The sequence below is a fragment of the Streptomyces sp. NPDC057963 genome (assembly GCF_042887155.1).
Classification (GTDB): domain Bacteria; phylum Actinomycetota; class Actinomycetes; order Streptomycetales; family Streptomycetaceae; genus Streptomyces.
Genome location: NZ_JBHVPX010000020.1, coordinates 1 through 17,127 on the forward strand (window position 1 = coordinate 1; position 17,127 = coordinate 17,127).

The 17,127-nt window shown below is 72.1% G+C and carries 8 protein-coding genes; 3 read left to right on the forward strand and 5 right to left on the reverse strand.

The annotated features are described in order from the left end of the window. Positions 1-340 precede the first annotated feature (340 nt). Complete coding sequence (locus ACFVT1_RS32580) at positions 341-898, reverse strand: MarR family transcriptional regulator (protein WP_362201019.1); 558 nt, start codon at positions 896-898, stop codon at positions 341-343. A gap of 155 nt (positions 899-1,053) precedes the next feature. Here ACFVT1_RS32580 and ACFVT1_RS32585 point away from each other — a divergent pair, with 155 nt between their 5' ends. Then, the gene (locus ACFVT1_RS32585; protein ID WP_389802175.1) at positions 1,054-2,358 is read left to right on the forward strand and encodes an MFS transporter; all 1,305 of its coding nucleotides are present in this window, start codon (positions 1,054-1,056) and stop codon (positions 2,356-2,358) included. 53 nt (positions 2,359-2,411) lie between these two features. On the opposite strand, the gene ACFVT1_RS32590 is transcribed toward ACFVT1_RS32585, so the two are convergent. After that, the gene (locus ACFVT1_RS32590; protein ID WP_389802021.1) at positions 2,412-4,193 is read right to left on the reverse strand and encodes a SpoIIE family protein phosphatase; all 1,782 of its coding nucleotides are present in this window, start codon (positions 4,191-4,193) and stop codon (positions 2,412-2,414) included. 184 nt (positions 4,194-4,377) lie between these two features. Then, positions 4,378-5,820, reverse strand: coding sequence for an NAD(P)/FAD-dependent oxidoreductase (locus ACFVT1_RS32595; RefSeq protein ID WP_389802023.1), 1,443 nt, complete (start codon positions 5,818-5,820; stop codon positions 4,378-4,380). Positions 5,821-6,160: 340 nt separating this feature from the next. Here ACFVT1_RS32595 and ACFVT1_RS32600 point away from each other — a divergent pair, with 340 nt between their 5' ends. Together ACFVT1_RS32600 and ACFVT1_RS32605 are read left to right on the forward strand one after the other, a co-directional pair. Beyond that, positions 6,161-7,150 carry a TetR/AcrR family transcriptional regulator gene (locus ACFVT1_RS32600; RefSeq protein ID WP_389802026.1) on the forward strand — a complete coding sequence of 330 codons (990 nt, stop codon included), beginning with the start codon at positions 6,161-6,163 and terminating at the stop codon, positions 7,148-7,150. An 846-nt stretch (positions 7,151-7,996) separates the two neighbouring features. Next, entirely contained in the window at positions 7,997-10,051 is a 2,055-nt protein-coding gene (locus ACFVT1_RS32605; protein ID WP_389802029.1) for a sigma-70 family RNA polymerase sigma factor, read from the forward strand. 27 nt (positions 10,052-10,078) lie between these two features. On the opposite strand, the gene ACFVT1_RS32610 is transcribed toward ACFVT1_RS32605, so the two are convergent. Beyond that, positions 10,079-13,579 (reverse strand): BTAD domain-containing putative transcriptional regulator, encoded by a 3,501-nt coding sequence (locus ACFVT1_RS32610; protein WP_389802032.1) that lies wholly within the window; start codon positions 13,577-13,579, stop codon positions 10,079-10,081. A gap of 211 nt (positions 13,580-13,790) precedes the next feature. Continuing rightward, a complete protein-coding gene (locus ACFVT1_RS32615) occupies positions 13,791-15,986 on the reverse strand; it encodes an asparagine synthase-related protein (protein ID WP_389802035.1) in 2,196 nt (731 codons plus the stop codon). Positions 15,987-17,127 lie beyond the last annotated feature (1,141 nt).

The window sequence follows — 17,127 nt, forward strand, 5'->3', positions numbered from 1 at the left end:
TTTCCCTTTCCGGCGAGTCCGACTCTATCAGATCCTTTCGGGCCTGATTCCCAGTCAGCGGGATTTGCCTTCCCGGCCGTTGGGCCGTTCCGACGTCCAAACTCTAGCGGATTTTCCCGGCGACTCATAATCGAGTCTTCGAAATTAATTTCGGCATGCCGAAATTGTCCCGAGTGGGAGATCGTGCTGAGTTTTGGTTGCCGCGTTCGCGGCGGGATCGGTTGTCGCAGAACCGTTCCGGCTCCGTGACAACTCGAAGAACCTTACGGATCGTGCGGGGAGGTGTCAACCCTGCCAGGTCAAGCCGTTTTCGCACGTGTCCGGCACGGGTTCAGTCCGTTCAGTCCAGGTCGGTGAGGCGGCCGCCGGCGTCCGGTTGGGCGTGTTCCACGCGGCGCAGGAGGCGGATCAGCATGTCGCCGAGGACTCCGCGCTCGTCGCCGCTGAGGTCCTGGAGCAGGTCCTCCTCGAAGTCGGTGGCCATGCGCATCGCCTCCAGCCACTTCGTACGGCCCTCGTCTGTCAGCTCGACGATCACGCGCACCCGGTTGTTCTCGTCCCGGTCCCGGGTCACCAGACCCTCGCCGGCCATCCGGTCGATGCGGTGGGTCATCGCCGCCGGGGTGAGGCCGAGGCGCTTGGCCAGCTCCCCCGGGCCCAGGCGGTAGGGGGAACCGGACAGGACCAGGGTCTTGAGGACCTCCCACTCGGCGTTGCTGATGCCGAGGGCGGCGACCTGGCGTCCGTACGCCACGTTCATCCGGCGGTTCAGTCGGCCCAGAGCCGAGACGACCTGCTCGACCTGGGGGTCCAGATCGCGGAACTCGCGCTGATAGGCGGCGATCTGCTCGTCGAGGCTCGGCTCCTGCGGGCCGGGCTGCTCGGTGGTGTCAGACATGGCGGGCAGTATGGCACGCCCTCCAAAGCCATCGAAGTCCTTCGGTTTGAATTGTTGAGGTTCTAACTTTAGTGCTAAAGTCTTCGGGTTCGAGTCGTTCAGTTGGCTCGACATATCGCTACGAGACCTTGAGGTAGGTGAGTGTGACCAGGGAGATGGGTGCAGCACTGCGGCGGATCCAGCTGGGGAGTGCGCTGAGCGCGTTCGGGCTGGGGTTCACCGTTCCGTATCTGTACGTCTATGTGGCACAGGTACGGGATCTGGGTGCGGGCACCGCGGGAGTCGTGCTGGCCGTCTTCGCCATGGCAGCGCTGGCCGTTCTGCCGTTCACCGGGCGTGCCATCGACCGGCGCGGGCCGCTGCCCGTGCTCGTCGTCGCCTCGGCCGTCGCCTCCCTGGGCGCCGCCGCCCTCGGTCTGTCGTCGGGTGTGACCGCCTCCGTGCTGTCGGCCGCGGTCCTCGGCGCGGGTACGGCGGTCATGCAGCCGGCGCTCGCCACCATGCTCGTGTGGTGCTCCAGCACCGCCACCCGTACGCGCGCCTTCGCCATGCAGTTCTTCCTGCAGAACCTCGGGCTCGGCATCGGTGGGCTGGTCGGCGGGCAGATCGTCGACACGAGCCGGCCGGAGACCTTCACCCTGCTGTTCCTCATCGAGGCCGCGATGTTCGTCGTGCTCGGTGTCATCGCCTCCACGGTGCGGCTGCCTCGTACACCGTCCTTCTCCGACACCAGGCCCGCCGACGGGTCCAAGGCGCCGGGCGGGCTGCGGGTACTGCTCTCGCACCGGGCCATGGTGCAGCTGTGCGTGCTGGGCTTCGTGCTGTTCTTCGCCTGCTACGGACAGTTCGAGTCCGGGCTCGCGGCCTACGGCACCGAGGCCGCCGGGATCCAGCCCTCGACGCTCGGTATCGCGCTGGCCGCCAACACCGCCGTCATCGTCGTGGCGCAGTTCGTCGTACTGCGGCTGGTGGAGCGCCGCAGGCGCAGCCGGGTCATTGCCTCGGTCGGTCTGATCTGGGCGTTCGCCTGGATCGTCGCCGGGTACGCGGGGCTCGGGCACGGCAGCCAGACCATGGCGACGGCCGCGATGATCTCCACGTACGCGCTGTTCGGACTCGGTGAGTCGATGCTGTCGCCGACCGTGGCTCCGCTGGTCGCCGATCTGGCACCGGAGTCGATGGTCGGGCAGTACAACTCCGCGTTCGCCCTGTGCAAGCAGCTCGCGCTGGCGGTCGGTCCGGCGGTGGGCGGCCCGATGGGGGCGACGCTGCACGGGCCGTACATCGTGACGTTCGTGCTGTTCTCGCTGGGCATCACGGTGCTGGCGCTGCGACTCGGCCGACGGCTCACTCCCGTGCAGGACCAGCCGTCGATCGAGGCGGCGCCGTCCAGGGTCGTGGCCGTGTCACTGCCGGAGGCCGAGCCGGTGGCAGCCGCCTCGGCCGCCACCACGCACTGAGGCAGCAGGGGTGAGCGGCGGGGAGGCGTAGGGGCTCTGTCCCGGCAGGGCCCCTACTGCGGCAGGGCGAACTCGCACCAGACCGCTTTGCCGCCGCCCGGTGTGCGGCGGCTGCCCCAGGACGTGGCGATCGTCGCGACGATCGAGATGCCCCGGCCCGCTTCGTCCGCCGGTTCGGCGCGGCGGCGGCGCGGCAGGTGGTCGTCGCCGTCGGTCACCTCGATGATCAGGCGGCGATCGGTACGGCGCAGGCCCAGGCGCATCGGCGGTGTGCCGTGCTTGAGGGAGTTCGCGACGAGTTCGCCCGCGGCCAGGACGCCCAGGTCGCAGAGCTCGACCGGGAATCGCCACGACGTGAGGACGCCGGTCGCGAAGGCGCGGGCGCGCGGGGCCGCCTCGATGCCGCCGAGGAGATCGAGCGAGGCGTTGTGGAAGAGTTCCGCGTTCGTCCCTGTACGGGCGGGGTGCTGGACCACCAGTACCGCCACGTCGTCGTCGTGCTCCGCGGTGACGCCGAGGGAGCGGATCAGCCGGTCGCAGACCACCTGGGGTGAACCCTTGGCACCGGAAAGCGCGCGTTCCAGGGCGGCGACGCCCTCGTCGATGTCCTCGCTGCGGCGCTCCACCAGGCCGTCCGTATAGAGGACCGCGGTGGAACCGGGCGGCAGCGCGATCGTGCCCGAGGTGTGGATCCAGCCGCCGGTGCCGAGCGGCGGTCCCGTCGGGTCCTCGGCACGGTGGACCGTGCCGTCCTCGTGGCACACCAGGATCGGGAGGTGCCCGGCGGAGGCGTAGACGAGGCGGCCCTCGTTCGGATCGTGGACCGCGTAGGCGCAGGTGGCGATCTGGCTGGCGTCGATCTCGGCGGCGAGACCGTCGAGGAGCTGGAGCACCTCGTGCGGCGGGAGGTCGAGGCGGGCGTAGGCGCGCACGGCCGTGCGGAGCTGGCCCATGACCGCCGCGGCCCGTACCCCACGGCCCATCACGTCGCCGATGACCAGGGCGGTGCGGCCCGCGCCGAGGGTGATGACGTCGTACCAGTCGCCGCCGACCGCGGCGTCCGTGCCGCCGGGTTGGTAGGTGGCGGCGATCCGCAGGTCGTCGGGCTGCTCCAGCTCCTGCGGGAGCAGGGAGCACTGGAGGGTGACGGCCGTTTCGCGGTGGCGGCGCTCGCTGGCGCGGAGCCGTTCGGCCGCTTCGGCGTGGTCGGTGACGTCGGCGGCGTAGACGAGCACTCCGTCTTCGCTTCCTCTGTTCCCGTTTCTGTTCTTGCTCTTGTCCTTGTTCTTGCCCTTGTTGCCGGTCTGCTTTCTGCTCCCGTCCCCGTCGTCGTCCGCTTCGGTCCCGGTCGCGGCCTCGCTGTCCCTGCGTACCGGGGTGCAGGTCACGGTGTACGAATTGCCGCCGCGGACCTTGCGGGACTTGACCGTACGAGGGGTGCCGCTGCGCAGGACCTGGTCCATGAGGGGCAGCAGGCTGAGTTCGGCGAGCTCGGGCATGGCCTCGGCCGCGGTGGCGCCGGCCGGGCGGGAGCCGAAGGCGGCGGTGTAGGCGTCGTTGACATACGCGATCCGGTGGTCGGGGCCGTACACCAGGGCCACCAGGGCGGGCAGTTGGCCGAGGATGTCCCGGGCCGAGAGATCCTCCAGAGCGGGGCCGCGGTCCTCGGGAGACGTGCCGTGCGTGTCACTGTGCGTGTCGCCGTCCGGTGGGCGGGGTCCGGTCTCCGGCCGTGCGTATTCGGCGCGGGCCGAGGGCACGGGACTGCGGTCGTCCCGTGCGGCGGCGCGACGCTGCGTTCCGGGTAGGCGGGCGCTCCAACGCGTGAAGTTCACGGAATTTCTGGCCTCGTGTGTCGGTCTGGTCCGCTCGGGCGGGCTGCTCACTGTCGGTCACTGCCGGCCGGGTCACTCTGTGCAGATGTGGGCCCACCTATGGTCACACGTCCAGTGTGACGGACCGTACTGACAGTTGTCGGTACGGTCCGTCCCGGGCGTGAGGTGACGGGCCGACGGCCGGTCAGCCGCCGCTCCCCGGCGGGCCGTCGGAGAACGGCGGGTTCCGGGGGCCCGGTGGGTGCTCCGGCCCGGGGCGTCTGCCTCCTGCGGCGAGTTCGAATTCGGCGCGCGGGTGTTCCAGCGAGCCGAGGGAGACGATCTCGCGTTTGAAGAGCCCGGCGAGGGTCCATTCGGCCAGGACGCGGGCCTTCCGGTTGAACGTCGGAACCCGGCTGAGGTGGTACGTGCGGTGCATCAGCCAGGCCGGAAAGCCCTTGAGCCTGCGACCGTAGACATGCGCGACGCCCTTGTGGAGGCCGAGCGAGGCGACGGATCCCGCATAACTGTGCCGGTACTCCTTGAGGGGTGCGCCGCTGATCGACGCGAGGACGTTGTCCGCGAGGACCTTGGCCTGGCGCACGGCGTGCTGGGCGTTGGGCGCGGTCTCCGCACCTGTTTCCGCGGCGGACAGATCGGGTACGGCCGCGGCGTCCCCGGCGGCCCAGGCGTGCTCGACGCCTTCCACGGTGAGTTCCGCCGTGCAGCGGAGCCTGCCGCGCTCATTGAGCGGCAGCCCGGTGGCGGCGAGGATCGGTGCGGGTTTGACGCCCGCGGTCCATACGAGGGTGCGGGTCGGGAAGCGGGAACCGTCGCTCAGAACGGCGATCCGGTCCTCGACGGACTCCAGCCGGGTGCCAAGGCGTACGTCGATATTGCGGCCGCGCAGCTCACGGATCGCGTAGGCGCCCATCGCGTCACCGACCTCGGGGAGAATGCGGCCCGATGCCTCGACAAGGATCCACTTCAGGTCGTCCGCCTTGATGTTGTGGTAGTACCGCGAGGTGTAGCGGGCCATGTCCTCCAGCTCGGCGAGGGCCTCGACGCCCGCGTATCCGCCGCCGACGAAGACGAAGGTGAGGGCGGCGTCGCGGATGGCCGGGTCGCGGGTGGCGGAGGCGATGTCCATCTGCTCGATGACGTGGTTGCGCAGGCCGATGGCCTCCTCGATGGTCTTGAAGCCGACGCCGTGGTCGGCGAGGCCGGGGACGGGGAGGGCGCGCGACACGGAGCCGGGTGCGAGGACCAGCTCGTCGTACGGGATCTCGACGGCGCCGGTGCCGTCCTCCCCCGAGGCGAGGGTGGTGACGGTCGCCGTGCGCTTGGCGTGATCGATCCGTTCGGCCTCGCCGATCACGATCCGGCAGTGCGCCAGGACCCGGCGGAGCGGCACGACGACGTGGCGCGGCGAGATCGAACCGGCGGCGGCTTCGGGCAGGAACGGCTGATACGTCATATAGGGATCGGGCGTGACGACGACGATCTCGGCCTCACCGCTCCTGAGTCTCTGCTTCAGCTTCCGCTGGAGGCGCAGCGCTGTGTACATCCCGACGTAGCCGCCACCGACGACGAGAATGCGCACACCCGGCGGGGGGCCGGGGGGTGTTCCCCCGGAATCTGAAGCCATCACCACCCCATGACGCAACGTGCTCAAGGGTTTGTCCACAGCCCCGGCAAATTGTGTGACCGGAGGTTCTGGACGGGCCGCTGCCGCCGATCACCACGAGGACACGGGAGCTGCGCAGGTCAGGGGTTGGAGTGGGGGTGGGGGGCCGGGGCCGAATCAGTGACCAACCGGTCCTTGCTCCGATCGGGGGGCGCTCCGTGCGGAACTACCCCCTTCTGAATTGACCCGGGCTCAACTATGTTCGTATGACGTCGGGGTGCCGGGTCGGGACCATGATCCGCTCTCCGGCTCAAACGGCGGGAAGTCTCCGGGGGGAGACGTCATAACCGGGGGAACAGTTATGCACATTCAGGATTCTCATTGGCAGACCGCTGCGGCAGTCACGTCCCATTCGTCCGACGGAAACGGACGAAACGGAGCAGTGGGGACAGTGGACGCGGTGGGTCCGGTCGGCTCGGTGGGTCCGGTCGGCTCGGTCGGCTCGGTCGCGGCAGCCGGAACCGGCGGGACGGGTGCGACGGTTGGGGCGGCTGCCGCCAACGGCCGCTCGGCTCCGCTTCGCGTGGACGCACAGCGCAATCTGGAACATGTCCTGCGAGCGGCACGCGAGGTGTTCGGCGAGCTGGGGTACGGGGCTCCGATGGAGGACGTGGCGCGTCGCGCCAGAGTCGGGGTCGGCACGGTGTACCGGCGGTTCCCGAGCAAGGACGTGCTGGTGCGGCGGATAGCCGAGGAGGAGACCTCCCGGCTGACCGACCAGGCCCGGACCGCGCTGGGTCAGGAGGACGAGCCGTGGTCGGCGCTGTCGTGCTTCCTGCGAACGTCCGTCGCCTCGGGCGCGGGGCGGCTGCTGCCTCCTCACGTGCTCCGGGTCGGAGTCGACTCCGACATCGACTCCGCTGCCGCTTCCGCTGTTTCTGCGGCTGCGGCTGCGGCTGCGGCCGTCGACAACTCGGCTGCGGTCGGGGACTCGGAGGCCATAGCGGCCTCCGTGCCGGGCTCGGACAGCGCTCGGGACGAGACGCGGGTGCCTCAGCAGCGGCAGGGTGCGGGTCAGGCCGACACCCGGTCGACCGGCGGGCGTTCCGCCGCGGACACCGGCCTCGATGACGACGACACGGGAGCCGGTGAGCTGCTGGAGGTCGTCGGCCGGCTGGTGGACCGGGCACGGGCGGCCGGTGAGCTTCGCCGTGACGTGACGGTGGCGGATGTGCTGCTGGTCATCGCGACGGCGGCGCCTTCGCTGCCCGACGCGGCCCAGCAGGCAGCGGCTTCGAGCCGGTTGCTGGACATCCTGCTGGAGGGGCTGCGCTCGCGGCCCGGCGTGTGAGCGGAGTGCGTTCGCTGCCCGTTATGTGAGCGGGGCGAGCGTGGATGCGGCGGCGCGTGAGCGGGTCGCATGAGCGGGTCGCATCTGAGTGTGAGGGCGTCGGCGCGGTGGGCGTGGCGGTGTCGGCGCGGTGAGCCTGGCGGCGGCGTTGCGTGGGTGGGGTGAACCTGGCGGCGCGTCGGCGCGGTGAGCCTGGCGGCGCGTGGGTGGGGTGGTGCGCGGACGTGTTGCGTGCGCGCACTGCCTCTCCGGGGCAGGGCGGACGATCGGCGCGGGCACACCGGGGTGCGTAGCCGGGGCCGGATACCGGGGCATACGGCCGGTGTGAATGGCCGGTGCGCATGGCTGGTTTGAATGGCTGGCGTGCAGGGGTTGCCGTGTCCGGTGATCCGCGACCCGCGTGGCCCGTTTCTGTGGGGCTTGCTCAGCGGCTCATTGTCGCTCGTCCGAGCTCACATTCGGCTTATGTGTCTGGATTTATGTATCCGGCTTACGCGCGTACCCCTCCCGGCTCCGGCTCCGACTACCGCGTCCGCGCTCAGTCAGCAGCCCACAGACCAGCTCTCTGCGGCTTCTGATCGGTGTTCGTACGGCGTCCCGTCGGCGCCTGATCGGCGCTTGACCAGCCGCGTATCGGTTCTCGTCGCTGGAGCCGCTGCCCGTTGCCTTCGGTCTGCCCCTGCAGAAGAACCCAATATCCCTTCCCCGAATGAGCGACTTCTAGTACTCACATTCGAGAAAAGGCCCCGGATGAGTGGTTGCAGGGGCTGAAGGTTCGGCGTGATTGCGCCATGTGGCACGCTTGCTCGATGTTCGGGTCCGACAGCGCAAACGGGGGCTTCCGCGATGAGCGGTGACGGGCAGCAGGAAGAGTCGTTCGACGACGCCTCCGCCATGGGCGGGGCGACGGAGGCCGGTGAGCTGACCTCCCGGCAAGTACCGAGTCAGGCCGGTCCCGAGCGATCGGGTGGTGACGCGGAGAGCGGCGCCGTCCTGCCCGGCCCGTGGCCGGCCCCCGCCGACGCCGGTTTCGGTGTCGGTGTCGGCGTCGGTGTCGGTGTCGGCGTCGGCGTGGGGGCCGAAGCCTCGGTGCCGATGCAGCGGGAGGGCGGCAGCAGCACCGCTGATGCCTCCGGCTCCGCGTTCTCCGACGCCGAGCTGATCGGACGGATGCGGGACGGCGACGATCTCGCGTACGAGGAGTTGTTCCGGCGGCACTCGGACGCGGTCCGCCGCTACGCGCGGTCCTGCTGCCGGGACGCGCACACCGCAGACGACCTGACAGCCGAGGTCTTCGCGCGCACCCTGCAGGCGGTACGCAGGGGCAAGGGGCCCGTGGAGGCGGTGCGGGCCTACCTCATGACGGCTGTCCGGCATGTCGGAGCCGCCTGGACCAAGACCGCGAAGCGGGAGCAATTGGTCGATGACTTCGCGGTGTTCGCCGCCCGGTCCGCCCAGTCCTCCCAGGTGTCGGACGCGGACACGCTCGACCTCGGCGCGGATGTGCTGGCGATGCACGAGGCCGAGCAGTCGATGGCGATGCAGGCGTTCCGCAGTCTGCCCGAGCGCTGGCAGGCGGTGCTGTGGCACACCACCGTCGAGGAGGAGTCACCCAGCGAGATCGCCCCGCTGTTCGGGCTGACCGCCAATGCCACGGCGGTCCTGGCCGGCCGGGCCCGCGAGGGGCTCAAGCAGGCCTACCTCCAGGCGCATGTGAGCGAGGCGCTCACCTCGGGCGGCGACTGCGCGCGTTACGCCGACCGCCTCGGCGCCTATGCCCGGGGTGGGCTCCGGATGCGGGCCGAGCGCGGGTTGCGGGGGCACCTGGACGAGTGCGCGAAGTGCCGGCTCGCCGCGGGCGAACTGGCCCACGTCAACGCCGGGATTCCCGCGCTGCTGCCGGTCGCGGTCATCGGCTGGTTCGCCGCCGGGTATGCGCTCAAAGCCGCCGGAATCGTCGCGGGTGGCGCGGCGGGAGCCGCGGGCGCCGGTGCCGCAGCGGCGGCGACCGGCGGGAGCACGTCCGGGGGCGGCGCCGGTGGTGCCGCGGTCTCGGAAGGGCTCGGTGTCCCGGCGAAGGCCGGTATCGCGGCGGCTGTTGCCGTGGCGGTGACGGCCGGGCTGGCCTGGGCGCTGGTCGGCGACGACCAGCCCAAGCCCGAGGCCAGACATGCGGCCAAGCCGGCTGTCGTGGCTCCCGCGGCGCCGACGTCCGATCCGCCGAAGCCGAAGCCGGCACCGCCGTCGAAGCCCGATGCGCCGGCGCCGTCCGCGCCCCCTGCCTCGGCCCCGGCCCCGAAGCCCACTCCGAAGCCGAAGCCCAGGCCCACCTCCACACCGGCTCCGAAACCGAAGCCCACTCCGAAGCCGACCCAGAAGCCGAAGCCGACACCAGAGCCGACACTGCCGTCCGATCCATCGAAGCCGTCGCCGCCCGCCCCGACTCCGACTCCGCCGCCCGCCCCGACCGTCTATCAGCTCAACGAGCTGAGCTACTCGATGGTGGGCGACCACACCCGACCCGAGGTGGTGATCAATGAGAGCAACTGGGTCTGGCAGCGTTCCGGTCTGTCGATCGGTGGCACGCAGTACGCGCACGGAGTGACCGTCCACGGCAAGTCCTCAGTCACCATCCGGTTGAACCGGCCGTGCACGCGTTACGAGGCCATGGTCGGGATCGACGACATGACCACGGGGTTCGGCTCGGTGCGCTTCTCCGTCTTCAACGGCGAAGGGACGCTGCTGTGGCAGTCCCCGGTGATGAACGGTGACGATCCGGCCGTGCCCGTCAGGGTCGGTATCGCCGGGCAGGACAAGATCCGGCTCGTCGCCCAGCGGGCGCATCCGGGTGGCGGCGCCGCGTTGGCCGACTGGGCCCATTCGACCATCAGTTGTCAGTGAGGCGGCCGAGGCCGGCGCGGTCGGGGGTCAGGCGGCGGGGGTGTCCGGGAGTTCCTCGGTGATACGGGTCAGGAGCGCGATGACGTCGTCGACCGTCAGTGTGCGGCCCGCGACGCGCTCCGACTCGTACAGCTGAGGTCCCAGTTCCTCGCGTGCCCGTCGCTCGACCTCGTCCGCCTCGGCCTGTTGTGCTTCGGTCCTGGGGCTGGAGAGGCGCCAGCCGTCGGCCGCCGCCAGAATCCGTACGGCGGCTCCGTGACGGCCCAGCTTCGGCAGCACGGCCGCCACACTGTCCGCCAGATGCCCGGTGACGAACTCGGGGCAGTGGGCCTCCCGCGCCGCGTGAAGTGCGCGCGCCAGACCGCGCACCCCGGCCACCGGGCCGCCCGTGGGCCCCTCCTCGCACACGGCGATCCGGGCGGCCAGCCCTTTGACCACCGCGGTGAAGTGCGACGGCGGACTGCCTCGTCCGATCGACGCCTCCGCCTCGTCGACCAGCCGTCGCGCCTCCGCGATCTCGCCGCGGTCCAGGGCCAGGGTGGCGCGCAGGAAGTAGGCGTAGCCGCGGGCGTCGTGCACCTGGTAGCGCTCCGCCTCCGTCTCCGCCTCGGCCAGGCTCCGCTCGAAGCCCGTCATGTCCCCGATCCGGTGATCAAGTTCGGCGAGGCGGGCCAGGAGGAACGGCGCCTCGGCGTACGCCCCGACCTCGCGGGCGAGCAGCAGCGCCTCCGCGTACGCCGCACGCGCCTCCGCGTACCGTCCACGCGTCATGCCGACCTCCGCGGCCGCACCCGCGACCTGGGCGCGCAGCCAGCGGTCACCGACGCGGCGGCCGAGCTCGCGCAGCTCGGCGAGGCCGTCGTCGACCCCCGGCATGCCGCCGGGCATGTCGACGACCATGTGCGTACGGAACAACAGCGTGATGCCGTACTCCCATGCACCGCCGTGGATACGGGCGTTGGCGACCGCCACGTCGATCATCTCGTGAGCCTCGGCGGTGGTACGGCTCACGAACAGGGCCATCGGCCAGAGCAGTCCCGGAAAACGGGCGGACTGCGGACCGGAGGAGATGAACGCGTCGGCCACCCGGCCCAGCAGGGCCCGCCGGCTGCTGTCATCACGGACGTCGTCGGCGGGTTGGCTCTGCGCGGCGAGGAAGTACCGCAGTATCTCCAGATGCATGCGCGGCCAGAAGCGGGGGTCGCTGCCGTCGGCCGGTTCCGGGCCGAGTTCCACGGCCCGCTCGGCCCAGCCGAGACCTTCGGAACGGAAGTTCCGCAGGAACCAGAACCACCCCATGCCGAGAACGAGACGCACCGCGTCCGGTTCGGACGGGGTGGTGGTGACGGTGCGGTGGAGGGCGGCCCGGATGTTGTCGAGGTTCGTTTCCAGACGTTCGATCCAGGGGAGTTGGTCGCCGGAGCGGAGACGGGGCTCGGCGGCCTCGACCAGCGCGACGAAGTATGCGGTGTGCGCCCGCGCGGCGGCGGCGCGTGCGTCCGGGGTCTCGGCCGCACGTTCGACGGCGTACTCGTGGATGGTCTCCAGGAGGCGATAGCGCATCTCGCCGGAGGCGGCCGGGGCGGCGACGACGAGGGACTTGTCGACGAGAGCACCAATCTGGTCGGCCGCGGAGGGCCCGGCCGGGTCCGGGCCGGTGGCTGCCCCGGTGCCGGAGGCCCCCGTGGCGGAGTGCCCGGCAGCGAGGGCTGCTCCCGCCGCGGTCACGGCCTCCGCGGCGGGCAGGTCCCAGCCACCCGCGAAGACGGAGACCTGTCGCAGAACCGTGCGTTCGCCCTCGTCGAGCAGGTCCCAGGACCAGTCGACGACGGCGCGCAGCGTCTGCTGGCGCGGCAGTACGGTCCGGGCTCCACCGGTGAGCAGCCGGAACCGGTCGTCGAGCCGGTCCGCGATCTGACGTGGGGTGAGCAGCCGCAGCCGCGCAGCGGCGAGTTCGATGGCGAGCGGCTGCCCGTCGAGCCGTCGGCAGATCTCGGCGACGGCGTCCGGATCGTGTGCGGCCTCCTGTTCGGGGTCGAAGTCGGGATGTACAGCGCGGGCGCGCTCGGCGAACAGGCGGTGGGCGGGGTCGGCCGGGAGTGGTCCGACCGGGCGTATCGATTCGCCGGGGACACCGAGGGGTTCTCGGCTGGTGGCGAGGATGCGCAGCTCCGGGCAGTGGGTGAGCAGGGTTTCGGCGAGGGCGGCGGCCGCGCCGATGACGTGTTCGCAGTTGTCCAGGATGAGCAGGAAGGGGCGGACGCGGGAGCAGTGCGCCAGGTGCTCGACGAGGAGGCCGGTCGGGTCGCTGCGCAACGGCTGCCCGTCACGGCTGTTGTCCCGCAGGAGCGTGGTCTCCCGCAGCCCGAGAGCGGTGAGTACGGCTCCGGGGACATCCACGGGGTCATCCACCGGAGCGAGTTCGGCGATCCAGGAGTCCACGGGGGCCGGGGCCGCCGGACCGCTCCGGGCGGCGGCCTCCTCGGCGAGACGGGTCTTGCCGGAGCCGCCGGGGCCGGTGAGGGTGACCAGGCGGGACCGGGCCAGGTCGGCGTGGATGGAGCGCAGTTCGGGCTCGCGGCCGACGAAGGAGTTGAGCCGGGGCCGGATGTTGCCCCGGACCGGAGCGGGGCCGGGAGTGCGGGGCGTGCCCGATGCGGCGGATCCGGCGGATCCGGCGGATCCGGCCGAGAGGGAAGAGAGGGAAGAGAGGGAAGAGGGAGGCGAGGGGGGTAAGGAAGTGGTTGAGGCGGACAGGAGGGCCGGTACGGCTGCTTCGGATGGCGCCGTCGGCGGCGGAGTGAGCAGTTCCCGGTGGAGCGCGGTCAGTTCCGGTCCCGGGTCGGCACCCAGGGCGTCGGCAAGGGCGCGGCGCGCCTCCTCGTAGGCGGCCAGCGCCTCGGCCTGACGGCCTTCGGCGCGCAGGGCGCGGATCAGCTGCGCCCGGAAACGTTCGTCGTACGGGTGGGCGGCGGTCAGCTCCCTGAGCTCCGGTACGAGGGTGCGCGGGCCGGCAGCGGTCGCAGCACACCGCAGGTCGGCCTCGATGCGGCGTTCCAGCGCGGTCAGACGGTGGGCCTCCGGGCGCAGACCGTGGCCGTGTTCCCGGTCCGGCAGGTCGGCCAGGGCCGGGCCGCGCCACAGGGCGAGCGCGGTACGGAGTGTGCGGGCGGCCGCCACGGGGTCGCCCGCGTCGAGCTCGTCGGCGCCCTGCCGGGACAGCCGCTCGAACACGTGCAGGTCGACCTCCTCGGGCGCGGCCTCCAAGCGGTATCCGCCGTGGTCACTCGTGATCGCGTCCCTGCCGAGCACCCGGCGCAACCGGCCCACGAGGGCCTGGAGGGCGGCGCGGGCGTCGTGCGGAGGATCGGCGGCCCATACGTCGTCGACGAGATCGGCGACATGCACGGGACGGCCCGTACGCAGGGCGAGGGAGGCGAGGAGGGCGCGCAACCGCATACCGCCCACGGGCAGCGCCCCGCCGTTCTCGTCTCGTGCCTCGGTGGCGCCCAGGATCAGGTAACGCATCCGGCCATTCTGTCCTGCGGAAAGCACGGAAGCAGGTGTCCACCGGCCTCCGCACCCGGCAACGGGCCCCGACCGCAGGCGGCCGGCAGTGAGCGCGAGCCCACCACGGCGGCCCCGCCCCACCCCGCTCACGGCCACGGGCACGGGCACGGGCACGGGCACGGGCACGGACCACAGTCCACGGCTACGGACCACAAGCCACAGACCACAGCTACGGCAGCATGGTCCGCCTCGCCGGAACGACCCCACCCGTGACCCCGCCCGCGACCCCACCCGTGACCCCGCCCGCGACCCCACCCGTGACCCCGCCCGCGACCCCACCCGTGACCCCGCCCGCGACCGCGCGCTGGCGTGGCGCCGCCGTGCCCGTCCAGCAGGTGCCGCGCCGTGACACGAGTCGGCGGAGCCAGAGTTCCATGGACGCCAGATGCGCCAGGCCGTCCAGCGGGAGCGGTTCGCCCTCCGAGGCCGCGCGCAGGGCCTTCCGTACGACGCGGGCCTCGACCAGGCCCGCGTCGGCGAGCAGCGGGGCGTCGAAGAGGGCGATCAGGTCGGGGAGCGCGGCGCGCAGGCCGGTGCGGGCGGTGGCGTTCGCGAGGGCGAGGGAGGGGGCGCCCCAGCCGGGCGGCAGCTCGTGGATGCCCGCGCCCGCGAGCACCCGCCGCAGGATCGCGGCGCGGGCGCCCGGCTGGACGCGGAGCGATTCGGGAAGCGCTCGGGCGGCGCGTACGACCTGATTGTCGAGGAACGGGGCGTGCAGCCGCTGGCTGCGGTTCTCCGCGGCCTGCTCCAGGATCCGGTGGTCGGCGGCGAACCGGGCGAGGGCCGCCCGGGCGCGGGCCTCGCCCGGCCGCTGGACGGAGGCGGGGCGGATCGCCGCCTCCTGCAGACGCACCGACACCTCGGCGAGCGCCTCCCCCGTCAGCCAGCGCGCGGCGGGTCCCGGCCGCGACCAGGCGAGGGCGGCGAGCGACGCGTCGGCGGGCGTGTCGAGGTCGGGGGCGTCGCGGTTGGCGTCGGGCAGCCGGTCGGCCGCCGTTTCCAGACCGGTGCGGTACGACGTACGGGACAGGCGGCGGGCCGCCCGGTAGACGGTCAGCGGGACGAAGAGGGAGTGCGCGGTCGGGCCCTCGGCCTTGGCCAGGGCGGCGACCGGGCGCAGCAGATGGCGTCGTCGACGGTCCATCAGCAGGTCTGCGAGACGGGCCGGGTGGGCGTCGAGCACCTGTCGGGCGCCACCGCCGACGAAGTGGTCGGCGCTGCCCGAGGCGAGGCGGCGGCGGTGCCGCTCGGCGACGACGAGGGACGGGGCGGGTTCATCGGTGAGCGGGCCGCCGCCCAGGTCGGCGTAGGGCAGGGCCTCTTCCCCGGCGGCGACGACGACATGGTGCAGGCGCGGGTTGGCGGCGATGACGCGGGCGCGTTCGAGTTCGTCCTCGTGTCCGCGCGCCGTGAGGTCGTTGAAGGTGACGGCGAGCAGCCGCTCGCCCGCTCCCGCGCCGTGGCCGAGGAGGGTGCCGGGCAGGCCCGGCAGTCCGGCGGCCAGGAGGGCGAGGGTGGCGGAGGCGCTGCCTCCGGAGAGGTCGGCGCCGATGCCGGGCACGGGGGCGCCGCGGGCGGCGCGTCGTTCGGCGGGCCCCATGCCGGGGACCGGGCCCGGGTCGGGCGGCAGGGTCTCGGGGGCGTGGCGCGGGGCGGTGAGTCTGGCGCGTACGGCTTCGACCAGGGCGTCGCGCACCCCGTCGACGGCGCTGACCGGGTCGAGTTGGGGCGCGGCGACGGCGAGGGAGGCCACCGCCTCGTACCCGGTGATCTCGCGTGAGCCCTCGCGGAGGATCAGCGCGTGCCCCGGCGGGATGCGCTTCACTCCCGCGTACGGGGTGCCGTCGCGCAGCGCCTCCGGTGTTTCGGGGCAGGCGAGCAGGGCGGCCAGGTGGCCGATGTCCAGCTGGGCTTCGATGAGGTCGGCGAGCGGCAGTGCGGCGGTGGCGTACGCCGTGCCGCCGGCCCAGGGGGTGTAGAAGACCGGGCGGGCTCCGGCGAGGTCCCCGATGACGGTGATCCGGCGGCCGACCTGGACGACGGCCGTGTAGCTGCCGGGCCAGGAGGTGAGATGGCGCAGCGCTCCGCCGCGGGCGGCGAGGAGGCCGACGCGCAGCTGTTCGTCGGTGGCGCTGCAGCAGCCGAGGACGGCGAGCCGGGCGGTGGGCGCGCCTTCGGCGGTCTCGACCGAGCTGGTGCGGATCTCGTCGGGGCGCCAGTCGCCGACGGCCCAGAGCGGATCCGGGTCTCCCCACAGGAGTTGGGATCCGACGGGGTGCATCGTGCGCCCCTCGTCGGCGTCGCCGACGGCACCGGCCGTGCCGAAGCTCGCGGCGATACTGCTCCACCCCACCAACCAACGCATCGCCGCCTCCACAGGCTGTGGACAAATCGGCGCAGCGGGACATTATCGGGAGAACTCCGGTAGCGCGCGGCGCCGTTGCGAACATGCTGCCACGACAAAGGCGCACAGGAGGGGCTACGGACGGCGCACGTCGGAAGGGCATGCGCCCCTGGCAAAGACCGGGCCGCGAGAGGGGGCGGTGACGTGCGGACGGGCGCACGCCGAACGGCAACCCGCACGGGGCTCCCCCGGCAACGACCGACGCACGGCCCGCGCGAAGTGATTCACACACCAACAGGCTTACGGGTCGGGCGTGTTGCGTACCCCGTTCCGGCACGGTCCACCGGGCTGGATCCAGCCACCCCCCGGACCACCCACGACCGGTGACCGGTCGGTCACCGGTGATCACCGGACGGTCGACGGGATGTCCGCGAGTCGATCGATCCAACCTCGACCGACCGGCGACATTCGGCCATTTTCAGCGCACGCGGCAACCGGACGACAGGGAACTCACCGCGCCGGAAGACCCTTTTCGCCCACCTTCATCCCCCGTCCCGTGCCCCGCTTCGCCGACTTCACACCGGCCTCCCCGCCGGTTCCGCGCACAGTGCGACGCACGGTCCGGGAGGCGTCGTCCGCCTCCCGGACCGGTCCGCCGCCTGCGGGGAATGAGGCGGCAGTGTCCCCCAGCCCACTGAGTCCAATGCAGTGGGCCGACCCACGCAGCACTCATGGAAGCGCTTCCGAAACAACCGGACGAGAGCGCACGGCCGGGCGCACGGCCACACACCAGGAGCACGTACGAGGCCCGGCGGGCGGCGTCCCGCCGCGTCCGGACAGGGCGTCGCACGGGGGTCCGGACAGGGCGTCGCGCAGGGTCCCGCGCCGGTTCCGGGCGAAGGTCCGAGCCGGGCCCAGGAGAGGATCCGAGCCGTGCCCGGGACGCTCCGCGCGACGACCGGAGCGACGCCGCCGCGGCCGGCCGCGTCCGCACGGATCCGCACGGACAACATTCCCGCCATACGGACGTCTGCCCCTTAACGGTAGGGATGCGGCGAACTACGCTGGGTTTACTGAGGTTCTCGGCAGGAGGCATATTCCTCGGGGCTCGGCCATATGCGTGTGCGGCCGGAGTGCCGGGGCTCGTCCCTGGGGAGGACAC

What these genes read in the sequence shown, in the direction of transcription:
- ACFVT1_RS32605 (WP_389802029.1), top strand. Translation starts at nt 7,997, where the DNA reads ATGAGCGGTGACGGGCAGCAGGAAGAGTCGTTCGACGACGCCTCCGCC.
- ACFVT1_RS32610 (WP_389802032.1), bottom strand. Translation starts at nt 13,579, where the DNA reads ATGCGTTACCTGATCCTGGGCGCCACCGAGGCACGAGACGAGAACGGC.
- ACFVT1_RS32595 (WP_389802023.1), bottom strand. Translation starts at nt 5,820, where the DNA reads ATGGCTTCAGATTCCGGGGGAACACCCCCCGGCCCCCCGCCGGGTGTG.
- ACFVT1_RS32585 (WP_389802175.1), top strand. Translation starts at nt 1,054, where the DNA reads ATGGGTGCAGCACTGCGGCGGATCCAGCTGGGGAGTGCGCTGAGCGCG.
- ACFVT1_RS32615 (WP_389802035.1), bottom strand. Translation starts at nt 15,986, where the DNA reads ATGCGTTGGTTGGTGGGGTGGAGCAGTATCGCCGCGAGCTTCGGCACG.
- ACFVT1_RS32600 (WP_389802026.1), top strand. Translation starts at nt 6,161, where the DNA reads ATGCACATTCAGGATTCTCATTGGCAGACCGCTGCGGCAGTCACGTCC.
- ACFVT1_RS32580 (WP_362201019.1), bottom strand. Translation starts at nt 898, where the DNA reads ATGTCTGACACCACCGAGCAGCCCGGCCCGCAGGAGCCGAGCCTCGAC.